Raw genomic sequence first — 14,316 nt, 5'->3', positions numbered from 1 at the left:
CTGCTCGCAAGAATAACCGATAAGGCAAAGTCAAATAACCTCTGCTTTAACGTACAAAATATCTCGATGCTCCTTAAACTGATACAACCTTATGGATCATTCAACGAAACCAAATCAAGAGTCGTCAAATGAGCGCATTCAAAAAACTAGTCGAACATTCTCAACAATGTTCACGCTTTCAGCACCTAGCCGCTATTTGTGGTTGGGATCAAGCTTCAATGATGCCATCGGGGGGTAATCAAGCACGCAGCGAAGCCATGGCCGAACTCTCGGTTCATATTCACGGATTAATGACTCAGCCACAGCTTGGCGATTGGATTGCAGACGCTGAAAACGAAGCGCTAAATGGCGAGCAACAATCGTCTCTACGTGAAATTAAACGCCAATGGCAACAAGCGAACCTACTTCCAGAAAAACTGGTTGAAGCGAAATCTCTAGCGGGTTCAAAGTGTGAGCATGCGTGGCGTAGCCAACGTAGTAACAACGATTGGGTGGGATTCGAAAAGAACTGGCGTGAAGTGGTTGAACTGTCTCGTGAAGAAGCGCAGATCCGCGCCGATGCGGCCAATCTAACCCCTTATGACGCCATGCTTGATATCTATGAACCGGGTACCAACTCTGCTTCGCTTGATATCTTGTTTGCAGACATTAAAACCTGGCTGCCGAGCCTAATTGACGAAGTGATCGAAAAACAATCGAGTGAGCAATTTAACGCACCATCTGGTATCTATTCGACCGAGAAACAGAAAGCACTAGGTTTAGAAGTGATGAAGTTACTTCAGTTCGATTTTGAACACGGCCGACTAGATGAAAGTGTTCACCCATTCTGTGGCGGCGTGCCTTCAGACGTACGCATCACAACCCGATACGACGAAGCGGAGTTCGTTCAAAGCTTAATGGGTATTGTGCATGAAACAGGGCATGCGCGTTATGAGCAAGGCTTACCAAAACATCTAGCAGGCCAACCAGCCGGTCAAGCTCGTTCTATGGGTATCCATGAATCTCAATCTCTGTTCTTTGAGATGCAAGTTGGTCGCAGCGACCCGTTCATCGGGCACTTAGCAAACCTCGCGGGGCAACAATTCTCTGGATCTGAATTTGAGAAAGACAATTTTCAGAAAATATACACGCGCGTGAAGAAAGACTTCATCCGTGTCGATGCCGATGAGCTGACCTACCCAGCACACGTGATTTTACGTTACGAGATTGAGCGTGACTTGATCAACGGCAAGATCAAACACACGGACGTTCCAGAATTATGGAATACCAAGATGGAGTCATACCTTGGCTTAAGCACTCAAGGCAATTTCACTAACGGTTGTATGCAAGATATTCACTGGACAGATGGGAGCTTTGGGTACTTTCCAAGCTACACACTTGGTGCAATGTACGCGGCGCAATTCATGGCGGCAATGAAGAAAACGGTGGATGTGAACGCTGTGATTGAAAGCGGTGATCTGTCGCCTATCTTCACTTGGTTGGAGTCGAATATTTGGAGTAAAGGCAGCCTGCTGACCACTGATGACTTGGTGAAAGGTGCAACGGGTGAAATCTTGAATGCTCAGTACTTCAAAGACCACCTAAGAAACCGTTATTTATGATTTGCCACTGAGTAACCGGACAACAAAGGCTGAGCAGGTTATCTGACTCAGCCTTTTTACTCTTCAGAACTCGATCGTGAATCCCCTTTCAACATACCCCAAAAGATCTGTCTCGACTCAGGTGTGTTGTCTCTATGCGTTTCGTATTTTACATGCGTGTTTGCATCAACTGCTTTTGATAGCTTGATGCTCCAAAGTGCTTTTATTTGATTCGGTACAATTGAATATCGGACATCGATAATACGCAGATCGTCTGTTGGGTCCTGAGCAATGTAACCATTCGAGAACCAGCGGAAACGTTCAATGTCTTTGGCTTGTTGAGAATCAGGGTCAAGCCAAGGAAAATCCCTGCTAACATTCAGCTTCGCAATCGACTCTCCGGGATATACGTTTACCGATGTGCCAACCCACACTGCGTCTACATGATATTGAGCCTCTGTTTCGTAGACCACTTTCCATACCAAGATATTAGCAAAGCTTGGTTTTGCCTCTAATCGAATCGGTGTGTGTTGTCTTTGATCCGCTAATTGCCACCCAACTGCCTCTGCCCTGTCTCGCTGAATCATCCCTAATGTTGGATAAATTAGAGCCCAAGCAAACGCAACACGCGCTAGCCAAGGCACACGTTTCAACGTTGCAAACAGCAGTAATATTAAAATAGGTATCGTATAAATAGGGTCAATGATTGAGATGGTGTTCCAAGCAAAACGCGCGTTGGTGAAAGGCCAAAGTAACTGCGTGCCATAAGTGGTACAAGCGTCTAACAGTGCATGAGTGCCATAACCCAGAGCACAAAACAGCCAGCTTTGTTTGAAAGAAAGTCCACGCCTTTTTGCAATGAGAAGATGCAGAACCAAAGCGCAGATCAAACTGCCAATGGGGATGAAAAAAAGTGAGTGGGTAAATTGTCGATGAAATTCCAAAGCCAACAAAGGGTCACTTTGAGACTTAATCAGTGCATCTAAATCTGGCGCCAATCCAGAGAATAAACCTAATATCCCAGCAACAACCAAATGTTGTTTTTTGCTTGCCGATTGTGACAAAGCAGCGCCTAACACGCCCTGCGTTAATGGATCCATAAATCACTCATGTTTCGAATTCCATAGCACTAAAACCTTGCATTGAGCTATAGCAACGTCTAATCAAGCTATCTAATTTACTCTTTAAACAGTTTCATTTTCGATCGCCTGTTTGACCGTCTGGTTGCTTAATTTAGAAAGCCTTTTCACATAGTTTAATCAGCGACATTGCTGCCACAATGATCAGTGTTCGTTTTATAGGTACGATTCCACCGCCCATTTAAGTATACTTCAAACGATTAATATGGTGAGAACTTGGTGGCTGTTTCTGCCTATGTCATGAATCTATAAGCCATCAAAAACAAATACAGAGAATTGAACGAATCGTATGGAACAGATTTATTTAGCAGGCGGGTGCTTGTGGGGGGTACAAGAATTTATCAAATACGTGCCCGGCGTCATCAACACCGAAGCCGGCCGTGCTAATGGCAGATCACCTCAGATCCAAAAAGGGAAAACGGTAAGTGAAAGCTATGATGGTTACGCAGAGTGCGTAAAAATCGACTTTAACCCGTGTGTCACGTCTGTTGCGATACTGATGGAGCACTTATTTGAAATCATCGATCCATACAGCGTGAACAAGCAAGGAAGTGACGTTGGAGAAAAGTATCGCACAGGCGTATACAGTAGCAACATGAAACACTTAATCGAGGCCAAGCACTATATCGCATCACGGAATGATGCTGACCGAATCGCTCTCGAAATTAAGCCGCTAACCAACTATGTGCCAAGTGATAAGATTCACCAACACCACTTAAGCCATTTTCCAGAGGACCACCATCTCTGTCATATTCCTTGGGATCTACTGCATAAATACAAATCTTAGCGCTGAGTTAGTTTAATCAAGTACTCACCGCGTATTTTATTTTTAGCGATTAAACGAACGTGGCTCAAAGAGTTGTGGAAAGATAAAAATAACTCTAGCCTCTCCTCACAAATAGACATCATGCTGAGCGAATACGTTCGGCATCACTAACATCTATCCTTCATTACGCAAAAATACACATGAAAATACGGTTGAATAATGCCGGTAAAGATAAGCCCATCGGAAACATTCGTAATATAAATAACCTGTCATTTCATGTCAGAAGTTTCTTCAAAAAGTTCCCTGCGTTTGGYCGCGAATAGTGAAAACTTGAAAACCAATAATAAATACTGACAGTTCTTCACGAAAATGGAATGATTTTAACACGCCGATTACACTTTATCTCATCCATTAAAAAGGTGTCATTATGAAGAAATACATCCCTATCTTGATTGCTCTTAGTTCGATGTCTTCTATGAGCTATGCAGCCACCAGCGATAATACTGTTGACTATTTGCAAATGCGTCACGGCGTGGCTTATCAAGTTAACCATACAAAACCCTTCACCGGTCAGTTTGAAGAGAAGTTCGATAATGGACAAATCGCGACTCAAGCTCAGTTTGCTGATGGCTTAGAGCTTGGTTTAGAAACGAACTGGTACCCGAATGGCCAAATCGCGTCTAAAGTGAATTACGAAAAAGGTCAATTACAAGGTAAAGCTGAGACTTGGTATCCTAATGGGCAGAAAAAAGCAGAACTCCATTATAAAGATAATCAGCTCTCAGGTGTGGTATCTCGATGGTATTCAAACGGTGAAAAGAGCCTGACTGCACACTACAGCAAAGGACTAAAGGATGGATTAGAAGCCGATTACTATCCGAATGGTAAGAAGGCGAGTCAAACCAAATTTGATGATGGTGAAATTGCAGATGGAATATTAACGCGCTGGAACCAGAACGGAGATAAGGTTGAAGAACTCACTTTTAAAGATCAAAAAATCACCTCCAAACAGGTTTGGATGCCCACTCAAAGCTAATTAAGCGACATCATATAATGGGCATTCTATCATGAATGCCCTGTTATTCTGTTTAAAGTCATTCTGGATATTTCAGAGTTAACTACATCGACCCACATTTCCATCACTTGAACTCACAGAGAACGATATAGGTTTCACCTCCCTCACCTATCGACGCTTAGTGAATGAAAAGCACTCAGAGCACCCCATCATAAATGACACTGTCGTAGTTATTCAACGATAGTCATATAAACATTAAGCAAAAAAAAACGCCCATGTTGCCTGTATCAACATGAGCGTAAAGGCAGATCTTCACTACCGTCCCCTTTCCTTTATCACGAAAGAAGAAGTTATAATTAAAATAGTTGGGAGCAATAATCAAAATGCTTATGTGAGCACTTCAACGATTTCGTTTTGCTATCGATTTAGCACAAGATCGACTACCTAACTCACATCACTTCTGCGTAGCAAGCGGCATCACACCATCATCAATAACATTTCAAACCTTCTTTAATCGAGGGTTTCGATTACCTCATCTTGTTAAATCATTCTTGCAAGTGCACGCGCAAATCATCAATTGATCTATTCACATCACGTCAACATTTGGAATCACAATGCCATGCTTGGACGACAATATAAATCATAATGTATTACAATTTAAAATGACATCAAAAATTTCTATTTTTTGCTGTAGCGCACATTTATTGATAGACAGCCTACACGCAAAATAATATAAATTATGTAAAAACAACAACTTAAGATTAAAACGGCATTGTCATATGTTTTTTAGTGATTTTAAAACAACTATACGATCTAATTCACAGATCGCTTTCCTACAAATCCGCTAATATATTTGTAATATTTTATTTCAAAATAAACTTGTACATCTATGGCTGAAATGGATAACGATAGGCTCCTGATGAGCCAATAAACATAAACTGAAGTCGCCTTGTTACGCATGCAAAACGACTGACCTAAAGCGTGAAATCCAAGATAACAAAGCCTCAATGGCAAACATTTAACCCATTTTTTAGTTAGACACAGTGGAAAGAAGAAAATGATAAAAAACAAAATTACTTTAGCGATCGTAGCAACGCTTTTTGCTAGCAGCGTGACTGCGGCTTCATTAGACGCACGCCAAGAGTACAAACATGGCTCTGAAAGTTGGGCTAGTCGTATAAAAATTGGTGGCTCGGTTGATAACCACTTCTTTGGTGTGGAAATGAAACAAAAAGGGAAACCTTTTTCGGAATGGGAAGCTGCGGGCAGCGAGTTCGAATACGGCTACAAATTCAATATTGACGAACACTGGCTAGTCCAACCCAGTATGCCTGTCTCGTTTGGCTCTGATAGCATAACCTACAAGCCGCAAGTGCGTGTCCAGTACGCTTTCGACTCCGGAGTGAAAGCCAAACTTCGCTACCGTCATGAGTTTCGTGACTACACTTCCGATTCGTCAAACAAAAATATGAATCGCAGTAAAGTCACCGGAAATATTGATTACAATTGGAATGCTTGGCAGTTCGGCTTTGAAGCTAACTACGCTGAAGACTTTGCAAACAACGAATGGACCGGTGGTGGCGGTGCTGACAACGAGTGGGATTACAACATGAAAGTTGGTTATAAAGAAGCTGACTGGAACTGGCGCCCGTACGTTGAGTTCGGTAATGTTCAAGACAGCCGAGACCGTCAACTACGTAGCCGTGTCGGTATTACTTACAGCTTTTAATCGACAGGTAATCCGAAAGACCAAGAGAATATGACGATCGTCATGCTCTGAAACCGAAATGAAAGCCAGCTTAATCGCTGGCTTATTTTTCATTATTTCCAATGAATAATGAAAGGTAGAATTGCTGAACTAGCGACTGATCCGATATAAAAGTGAAAGGGTCACTTCATCGTTAGGCACCACTCGCTTTTGTTGAGCTAAAAGTAATTCCGCAGTCGAGACCGCATCCACTAACGCATTATGACTGTTGTATTCGGGGAGCCCATACCGTTGTCGCGAACCGGCTAGCGTTAAGTCCACTTCTTGATGATTACTGATGGCTTTCTCTAGCGTTTTTTCAATACACAACGTATCTAACCAAAGTAAAGGAACGACCCTAAGCCCGTAGCATCTAAGTAGATATTGATTTATAAAGCGCTCTTCCACAATGCAAGCGTGCGCGACAATGATCTTGCCTTTTGCTGCTTCAAAAAAGGTTAGCATTGCATCGTGAATACTTACACCCTCTTCCAACATTTTTGGCGTAATATGGTTGATGACTGCGGTTTCTGCATTGATCTGTGAGTCATTATTAAGATAGATATGCTTGGCCGAAGCTAAATCGATTCGCCCGTTAACTACATAAACCCACCCCATCGATAGGATGAGATCTTGTTCACTGTCTAAGCCTGTTGTTTCAAGATCTAACACAATGTAATCGATATCTTTAGCCTTATCCGTTATCTCCGGACAGGGCTGTTCAACAAGATCATGCAACGCTTCAGGTAATTTTACCGAATTTAAGTATTGCTTGCGCTTGCGTTTAATTCGCTCAAGTGGATGAAAATAATTTAACCGTGCTTTCATTAACGCGCTCCGAAACGAATCTTAACCACATCTTGGAGATCAGCGATGATCCTAAAAGCATCTTTCAAGTGCTTACGTTCAAAGCTGCCAAAACTATCCGGATTAATGTTATTGTCTGGCACCTCCCCATTCTTCAACGCTTCAAGTTGATGACCAAAGCGGAAAGATAAAATGTATTGGTAAGCACCGAGTATATTTTTAAATGCGTCGTCACTGAGCATGCCTTTCTCATTCGCAGCAGTAAATCGTTCATCGGTTGCAGACAAATCACATTCAACGGCTAATCCGTATATACGCGCAAGATCAATAATCAAGTTAATTGCGTATTTTTTCACATTCAGTGTTTTCTTGTTCTCACCGGACTTCTCTAGCACCAAGCTGTTAAAAATGCCCAGTGGTGGATTGGTGTTCACGGCATCTCTCACCAACGTACTGAGAAATTCTCGATTGTTACGAATATTGGAGTGCAACTCTTCACGAAGAATGCCTTCAAATTCACTGTTACCATAGATAGTACGAATCTCTAAAAACACACTGATGTTCAGCAAGCGCTCATATTCAGGGTTCGCTACCCACTTCTTATAGTAGTGCTTCCAAACGCTCAGTGGCTGACACCATTTAGGTGTCGCTGCCATAAATTTACCTGGACACAAGGGATAGTCACAACTTGCCAAGCCATTGGTTACCATCATAGCTAAGTGTTTAAAATAAATACGGTCACTCTCGTTCGCATCATCAGATAATACAATCGCGCTGTCTTGATCCGATAACATGTGCACTTCATTCCGCGCATGTGAACCCGCAACAATCCAAGAAAACTCACAAGGGGGCGGGCCTAATTTGTCAATCGCAATCTGAATCAATCGCCGTGTATAGGCATCCATGATCATGGTCATAACTTTACCGACCGTTTCCGGTGCAACTTTACCTTCCACCAGCGCCTCAAAAATAGCTTGGCGTTCAGAAGTGAACGAAGATAGGGTTTTCACACTACCCGAATACTTAATCTTCTCGATTAAAAATATCGCCTGTACTCGATGATTTTGGACTAGGTGTGACGTGGTCAGTAAGCCAACGACTTTATTCTCTTTCACTACTGGCAAGTTGCGGATATTAAACTGCATCATGATAGATGCAGCATGCAACACTAAATCATCCGGTTTAACCGTAAGCGGAGAATGAGTCATCACCTCAGAAATCAAGTTGTCCGTACTGACACCATGCGCGATCACTCGTTTGGTCATATCTCGGTCGGTAATCAAACCAACAATGGCGTCACCTTCATAAATCACAGCACAGGGTGAGCGTTGATGGAGCATTTCAAATGCGACCGACTGGATCGTCTGTTTGGCGTTAACAATCGCCACCTGTCCACTTGCAACATCAGACACTTTACGAATGAATAAGCCTTTTTCTTTATTTGACCACACCACATTCAGTGCAGATTTCAAGCGCACTTGAGCTTGAGAAGCAAAGTGTTCTGCACAACTTGGAAACGCTTTAAACAGTGTTTGAAGTGCCGAGTGTGGAATGATGTAAAGTAAAGTGCTTTCAATGGCGATCGCTCGATAGCCTTTCTCATCATTAACTTCAGAATCTAAGAACGTGAAGCCAAATAAGTCTTCAGTGCCTAAACGCGCGCGGAGTACACCATCGGATTTTCTTTGCTCCATTGACCCCGTACGAATAATATAGAGTGACTTTTCTTTACCCGATTCACACAGATCAACCACATCGCCTTTTCCGAGATAAGTAATCTGAACGTTCGAAGCAAGTTCTCGAAGCGCTTGTTTAGGGATCTTATCGAAAGGGTCTATCTGACCGATGAACTGAAGAATGTTTGGCAATAGAGACTGAGACATAATCAAACTCGCATTAATTTAATTAGTATTATTATATAACCAACAATGTGAGTTACTAGCGCTTTCAACAAAACAGAAARCAATCGTTTAAATATTTGGGTATTGATCAGATTTTTATCAATTTTGGGCATAAAAAAAGCACGTTTCAACGTGCTTTTCAAATAGTCAGTCTCTCAATCAGTGTTGATTCAGCGGATTATGCCACTCGATAGTGAGGGGTAACCCGATAAAATATCAATAAAAAATTATTTAAAACAACTAACTAGCCACAGGTAATCGGTGATTCGTTTCTAACAAATGACTTGCTGATGCTTGACGCGCCTTATCACTGTTACCCGCCATAATGGCTTCATAGATTTGGCGATGCTCATCAATACATGTGCTCCCTTCTTCCGAAGAATGAGCAATAAAGTTAACAAACATCGTCGTTAAGATATTGCCAAATGGTAGATAGAAGTCGTTACCTGTTGCGTTGAAGATAAGGCTATGAAATTTCATATCGATATCTAACCAATTTTCTTGATTAAACTCTTCTGCACTCGAGATCTCTACCATTTTCTGGAAAATACCCGATAATTCAATACGCTGTTCAGCACTAGCAAACTGGGCGGCTAAAGCACACGCTTCCGGTTCAATCGCACGACGCAACCCCAAAAATTGTTGACAGAATTGGTCAGTGTCAGCCAAACCATCCATCCATTCAATCAATTGTGGGTCTAGGAAATTCCAGAACGCACGGTCAACAACACGCGTACCAATCTTAGGTCGAGACTCGAGTAGGCCTTTAGATGTGAGAAGTTTAACCGCTTCTCTTAAAGCCGTTCTACTGATACCGAATTGCTCACAAAGAGCCATTTCACCCGGAATAATCGAACCTTGAGGCAAATTGCCCGACAAAACACCACGAGCGATTTCACGTGCAACTTGCACATGAAGGCTTCGCTTAGAGCCTGAAATTGAATGAAAAGAACCAGCCATTAGTCTGCTTACTTATTAGATATGTATTATTTAACTCAGACTATAGCATTGATTTATATCCGCTCCAACTAAGTATAAGAAGAACGTGAGGTCACAGGGAATAAAGGCTAGAACAAGATACCGTCCATCTTGTAAAGATTAATGTCACCAAAACAAATTGAACAGCTTAGACATACAAATAATTCGTATTCATGCCATTTTTTTATGCGGTAAATCACAAAACCAGTCTTGCTATCGCTATTTGTGGCTTTATTGATCGGTTTTGTAAGAAACGTCCTTGAATATTACAAGTGTTATTGTAATATTTAATACTTATAAGAGCCCTATTCTCAAAGAGACTCTGTTCTTTAGCACTTTTAAAAGCAAATACACTCTAATGACAAGTCTTCCTCTGGTGTAGCCTTAACAGTATTCAGTCTGTTTTTTGTTTTTCAATTTCAGGTGGTTTAAATGTCAATATTTACATTGGTGGAAGATTCAAGCCGCCGAATTCACGTTCAAGTGGCAAGGCAAATTGCGCGTAAGATTTTGTCTGGTGAGTTACAAGAAAATCAAAAATTACCCAGTGAGATGGAGCTGTGCGATATCTTTGGTGTGAGCAGAACTGCCCTTAGAGAATCAACCAAGCTACTTTCTGCAAAAGGATTGATTGAGTCAAAACCGAAAGTAGGTACTCATATCAAGCCGAGAACACAATGGCATTTTTTAGATCCACAATTACTGTATTGGATTCAAGATTTAGAAGACACTAAACCCTTCTTATCTCAATTTTTAGGCTTAAGAAAGGCCATTGACCCAGAAGCGTGTGCATTGGCAGCAACTAATGCTACCGTCCAGCAACGAAAAGAACTCTCAATTTTATTTCAAAAGATGACCATGGCAGCAAACAGCTTTGATTATGAAGAGTGGACAACGCATGACCACCTTTTTCATCAGACCATCTTTTTATCAACGGGTAATCAGTTTTACATTCCATTCACAAACATTCTATCGACGATTTTCAAACAGTTTATCGACCATTCAGCTGAAGGCGGTCACTTCTGCCTTGAAGAACACAAAGCCATATACGATGCGATTATGTCGGGCAATGAGCAACAAGCACGAATAGCTTCTCGAGTATTACTGGATGATGAAAACCAAAAATTGTCTCAAGTTGAATTATCCATCAATTAACCAAGATCGAATGATTGTGATTATCGCGCATCAAAACCGAGGTGCTCTGACGCAAGATTCAGCCATATTTTGACCATTAGCGCTATCGAATCAACGATTTTACTTTAACCATCAATTACCGTAGTGTTTGATTTTCAATCGGTGAACTTAGATCATTTATAAAAAGCTTACGGTTAGACATATAAGGTATTGCTTGTGTCTTCGCAGTCATACGTTAGGAAAAATTTCTCTCTCGCCTGGCCTCTCGCCTTAAATGGGTTGCTGATGCAGTCGATGTTGATGATCGACACCCTGCTTATCTCTCCACTTGGTGAAACGCCTCTCGCCGCAATGGGTATTGCAACGACCATCATCTCCTTTGTATTAGGGATCCAAATGGCACTCGCGAATGGTACGCAACTGGTGCTGAGTCGTGCTGTCGGCTCTGGTGTAAAATCTTCTCTTGCTAAAGCTTTTTGGTCGGGCCTGTTCATTAACTTAGGATTGGCAAAGATATTTTGGTTCTTGCTTACTTTTTTCGATCAACCTTTGATTCAATCCTTAACCGACGATAAAAACCTTCATCTGGAAATCAGACACTATCTGGACATTGCAAAATATCTCATTCTATTCACCGCTGTCACACAGGTAATCATCGCTCAATTTAATGCCTTGGGGCGAACCAAAATTCCTTTTAAGGGTTACTTGATCGAACTGCCGATTAACGCCCTACTCTCGTATACGCTTATTCATGGTTATTCAACCTTTGAAGGTATCGGTGTTCAGGGTGCCGCCCTCGGTAGTGTTATGGCTATCACCATTCGTCTGCTGTATCTGGTTTTGTGTGTCCATTTCGATTCTTTTGTTTCACTGAAAGTGGAGGCTAAGAAATCGGAGTTCATTTACAACATTCGTCGTCATTTCATCGAGATATTTCCAGTCGCGGCCAATGTGGTTATGCTGTCTATCGGTATCACCGTCTATCAACTATTGTATTCACAGCTCAATATCAATGCCTACGTGGCAATCACCTTGGTCATGCCATGGATACGAGCAGGAACTCAATTTATTACCGCTTGGGCTCAATCTTCTGCGATCACCATTAGCCAAGCGATTGGTTCAAAAAAAATAGACGATTTAACAAAAAATGTGGATACCAGTATTGATATTGCGGTGGGTATTTCTATTGTTTGTGCGGTGATGTTTGCCGGTTTAAGTTTAGTGATTGCTGATATTTATCCAGCACTGGATCCTTCGACTTATCAAGCGTTATCGCTTATTGCCCCACTCTACATCGTGTTACCCATTGTTCGAGGCTACAACACGGTTCACGGAAACATATTAAGAGCACTAGGGAAAACCACGGATGTATTCAAAATTAACTTTACCGGCCAGTGGGTAATTTCAATCCCATTATGTGCTTTGATTATCTTGGGGTTAGATGGATCAATATTTTGGGCATTTGCTATTCAGCCATTCGAAGAGATCATTAAAGCGCTCCCGTTCCGCCACTTAGCGCGTAAATCTTTGAAAGAGTTTGATGCGGACAAAGCCAATGAGTTGATGTATGACTAGAAAAGGTCGATCTTTAGCCTAAGATCAGTCTCGTCGAATACAAGCTTCCTTTGGTCAGGTTGTATTTTTTCACAAAAGAGAACGACCAACACCATAAAATGCCTGGATTTTAAAGCGAAAAAACCACTTAACGTTCTGCTAAGTGGTTTTTATTTATCTACTATATTGTTCGTTACGACTTATTTATTGGCCATTAGGCTATCTATTTACCATTAAGCTTAAGTGCCGAAAAGGTAACACTATTGTAATCACCATTCTTTTTATCAACGGCGAAGTTACCTGTGCCAGCACAACCCGGGCCCCATACAGGGTGAGAGTCGCTAACACTGCATTGTCCGTACGCACCCGCTTTGAAGTAGAAATCATCTTCAGCATAGCCCCTTGATGAATCAAGCTCATCAACGCCCTTACTCAAATCAATGTCATACTTAACGGTATCGTGACCAGCCGATTCAAAAGTCAGATGCATCATCGTGCCTTTAACTTCTACTCGATAACTAAACTCTTCGCCCAAAGCAATGCCTGCTTTTCCAGGATCCGCTTGGTTTTCCCAAGTATTCCCCCAAACTGGGTAAGCAATATCAGCACGGTTAGGATCATTTTTTTCTAGGTTTCTTTCATAGTTCCAAAATACAGAACCCGTTTCTTGACCCGGAAACTTTTTATAGAAGATTTTTAGAGGTTCGTTACCATAACCAAAGCCGGTTTTTGCTTTAATAAGATCATCGTGTTTCTTCGCGTGTATTTGGCCGACAACCACCGAGTAAGCGGCGTACCTTTCAGGAAACTTAGCATTCATCGAAACGTGATTAACTTTTAATGTCGCTTCTAAAGTCCCACCAACGGCACTGTACTCATTAGCAGAAGGATGACTTGATAATGCCCACTGATTGGCTTTGTCGTCCGTATTAATCGAAAAATCTGCGCCACGCGGCATTTGGCGTAATTCAGAACGTGCATTTTTTGAGTTTATCGTGGTGATCGCTTGGTTTTGTACTTCAAAGACTAAGTTACCATCCTTGTCAAGATGAAAGAAATCACTGTGTGAGTAGCTCAACATTGCTACACCTTCTATTTCATCAACTCGACCATCTTTATTAATATCTGAAGGTATCGTTATTTTCCAATTATTCATATCGAATTTATCTGCTGGCACAGGGTAAGAAACACCGTTATTAGCAAAAGTAACCATTGGTATCGTTGCTAATAATGCCACTGATAATATGTTTTTCTTAAACATGACTCATCCTCTATTTTAAACCGATACCGAGCACACTCTCAGTACATAAATCACATTTGAATAGTAAATATTTTCTCTTCGACTTAAATAAACCATCAATAAAATTGGCTTTAATCTTATAGCAAATACTTATATTCATGCCTTTAAGCGTGATGATTTAGCCAGATAACGCATAAATCAGGCGTAAAACCTAAGCACACCTTAGTATTTGTCTTATTTTAACACATACAGACACGTAAATTGGCAAGAGTAATGAATATGAGAAGTGCATCATGAATGGTTTAACTTATCCATCAGAAATTGAGACATTCATTGCATTTCGCCGCATAGTTTCTCATCACTCCGGATTTTACGATAGGCCTCACAGAAATTTCCCTCCAAAATAAATATCATATTTGTCATACATTAATTTAATATTATCTATGATATTGGTT

The 14,316-nt window shown here is 41.4% G+C and carries 11 protein-coding genes; 6 read left to right on the top strand and 5 right to left on the bottom strand.

The annotated features are described in order from the left end of the window. The first annotated feature begins 128 nt into the window (after positions 1–128). Positions 129–1,601, top strand: coding sequence for a carboxypeptidase M32 (locus L4B77_RS11365; protein WP_429750515.1), 1,473 nt, complete (start codon positions 129–131; stop codon positions 1,599–1,601). A gap of 56 nt (positions 1,602–1,657) precedes the next feature. Here the strand turns inward: L4B77_RS11365 and L4B77_RS11360 are convergent, their stop codons facing one another. After that, positions 1,658–2,680, bottom strand: a complete 1,023-nt coding sequence (locus L4B77_RS11360) for a metal-dependent hydrolase (protein WP_429750513.1) — start codon at positions 2,678–2,680, stop codon at positions 1,658–1,660. A 328-nt stretch (positions 2,681–3,008) separates the two neighbouring features. Here L4B77_RS11360 and L4B77_RS11355 point away from each other — a divergent pair, with 328 nt between their 5' ends. The 3 genes from L4B77_RS11355 (at position 3,009) to L4B77_RS11345 (ending at position 6,229) form a co-directional block, all read left to right on the top strand. Next, positions 3,009–3,506: a peptide-methionine (S)-S-oxide reductase gene (locus tag L4B77_RS11355; protein ID WP_429750511.1), complete on the top strand. Its 498-nt coding sequence runs from the start codon at positions 3,009–3,011 to the stop codon at positions 3,504–3,506. Positions 3,507–3,912: 406 nt separating this feature from the next. Continuing rightward, positions 3,913–4,521: a toxin-antitoxin system YwqK family antitoxin gene (locus L4B77_RS11350; protein WP_372065505.1), complete on the top strand. Its 609-nt coding sequence runs from the start codon at positions 3,913–3,915 to the stop codon at positions 4,519–4,521. A 1,036-nt stretch (positions 4,522–5,557) separates the two neighbouring features. Beyond that, positions 5,558–6,229, top strand: coding sequence for an oligogalacturonate-specific porin KdgM family protein (locus tag L4B77_RS11345; protein WP_429750509.1), 672 nt, complete (start codon positions 5,558–5,560; stop codon positions 6,227–6,229). 129 nt (positions 6,230–6,358) lie between these two features. Here the strand turns inward: L4B77_RS11345 and L4B77_RS11340 are convergent, their stop codons facing one another. The 3 genes from L4B77_RS11340 to L4B77_RS11330 form a co-directional block, all read right to left on the bottom strand. Then, the gene (locus L4B77_RS11340; protein ID WP_261839527.1) at positions 6,359–7,075 is read right to left on the bottom strand and encodes a 3'-5' exonuclease; all 717 of its coding nucleotides are present in this window, start codon (positions 7,073–7,075) and stop codon (positions 6,359–6,361) included. After that, complete coding sequence (locus tag L4B77_RS11335) at positions 7,075–8,937, bottom strand: DUF294 nucleotidyltransferase-like domain-containing protein (RefSeq protein WP_429750507.1); 1,863 nt, start codon at positions 8,935–8,937, stop codon at positions 7,075–7,077. Before L4B77_RS11335 ends, L4B77_RS11340 begins: the two co-directional genes overlap by 1 nt. A 258-nt stretch (positions 8,938–9,195) precedes the next feature. Then, a complete protein-coding gene (locus tag L4B77_RS11330; protein ID WP_261839525.1) occupies positions 9,196–9,915 on the bottom strand; it encodes a FadR/GntR family transcriptional regulator in 720 nt (239 codons plus the stop codon). 450 nt (positions 9,916–10,365) lie between these two features. Here L4B77_RS11330 and L4B77_RS11325 point away from each other — a divergent pair, with 450 nt between their 5' ends. Together L4B77_RS11325 and L4B77_RS11320 are read left to right on the top strand one after the other, a co-directional pair. Then, a complete protein-coding gene (locus tag L4B77_RS11325; protein ID WP_261839524.1) occupies positions 10,366–11,088 on the top strand; it encodes a FadR/GntR family transcriptional regulator in 723 nt (240 codons plus the stop codon). Positions 11,089–11,352: 264 nt separating this feature from the next. Continuing rightward, entirely contained in the window at positions 11,353–12,642 is a 1,290-nt protein-coding gene (locus L4B77_RS11320) for an MATE family efflux transporter (RefSeq protein WP_429750504.1), read from the top strand. A gap of 202 nt (positions 12,643–12,844) precedes the next feature. Here the strand turns inward: L4B77_RS11320 and L4B77_RS11315 are convergent, their stop codons facing one another. Next, the gene (locus L4B77_RS11315) at positions 12,845–13,882 is read right to left on the bottom strand and encodes a polysaccharide lyase family 7 protein (RefSeq protein WP_429750502.1); all 1,038 of its coding nucleotides are present in this window, start codon (positions 13,880–13,882) and stop codon (positions 12,845–12,847) included. Positions 13,883–14,316: the final 434 nt, after the last annotated feature.

Source organism: Vibrio minamisatsumaniensis (genome assembly GCF_050337445.1).
Lineage (GTDB): Bacteria > Pseudomonadota > Gammaproteobacteria > Enterobacterales > Vibrionaceae > Vibrio > Vibrio artabrorum.
Note: the sequence above shows the minus strand (reverse complement) of the source record. Positions and strands in the feature narration are given on the sequence as shown.

Excerpts from the sequence above, each read along its gene's own strand:
- L4B77_RS11365 (WP_429750515.1), top strand. The coding sequence starts at position 129 with ATGAGCGCATTCAAAAAACTAGTCGAACATTCTCAACAATGTTCACGC.
- L4B77_RS11325 (WP_261839524.1), top strand. The coding sequence starts at position 10,366 with ATGTCAATATTTACATTGGTGGAAGATTCAAGCCGCCGAATTCACGTT.
- L4B77_RS11315 (WP_429750502.1), bottom strand. The coding sequence starts at position 13,882 with ATGTTTAAGAAAAACATATTATCAGTGGCATTATTAGCAACGATACCA.
- L4B77_RS11350 (WP_372065505.1), top strand. The coding sequence starts at position 3,913 with ATGAAGAAATACATCCCTATCTTGATTGCTCTTAGTTCGATGTCTTCT.
- L4B77_RS11330 (WP_261839525.1), bottom strand. The coding sequence starts at position 9,915 with ATGGCTGGTTCTTTTCATTCAATTTCAGGCTCTAAGCGAAGCCTTCAT.
- L4B77_RS11340 (WP_261839527.1), bottom strand. The coding sequence starts at position 7,075 with ATGAAAGCACGGTTAAATTATTTTCATCCACTTGAGCGAATTAAACGC.
- L4B77_RS11345 (WP_429750509.1), top strand. The coding sequence starts at position 5,558 with ATGATAAAAAACAAAATTACTTTAGCGATCGTAGCAACGCTTTTTGCT.
- L4B77_RS11355 (WP_429750511.1), top strand. The coding sequence starts at position 3,009 with ATGGAACAGATTTATTTAGCAGGCGGGTGCTTGTGGGGGGTACAAGAA.
- L4B77_RS11335 (WP_429750507.1), bottom strand. The coding sequence starts at position 8,937 with ATGTCTCAGTCTCTATTGCCAAACATTCTTCAGTTCATCGGTCAGATA.
- L4B77_RS11360 (WP_429750513.1), bottom strand. The coding sequence starts at position 2,680 with ATGGATCCATTAACGCAGGGCGTGTTAGGCGCTGCTTTGTCACAATCG.
- L4B77_RS11320 (WP_429750504.1), top strand. The coding sequence starts at position 11,353 with ATGCAGTCGATGTTGATGATCGACACCCTGCTTATCTCTCCACTTGGT.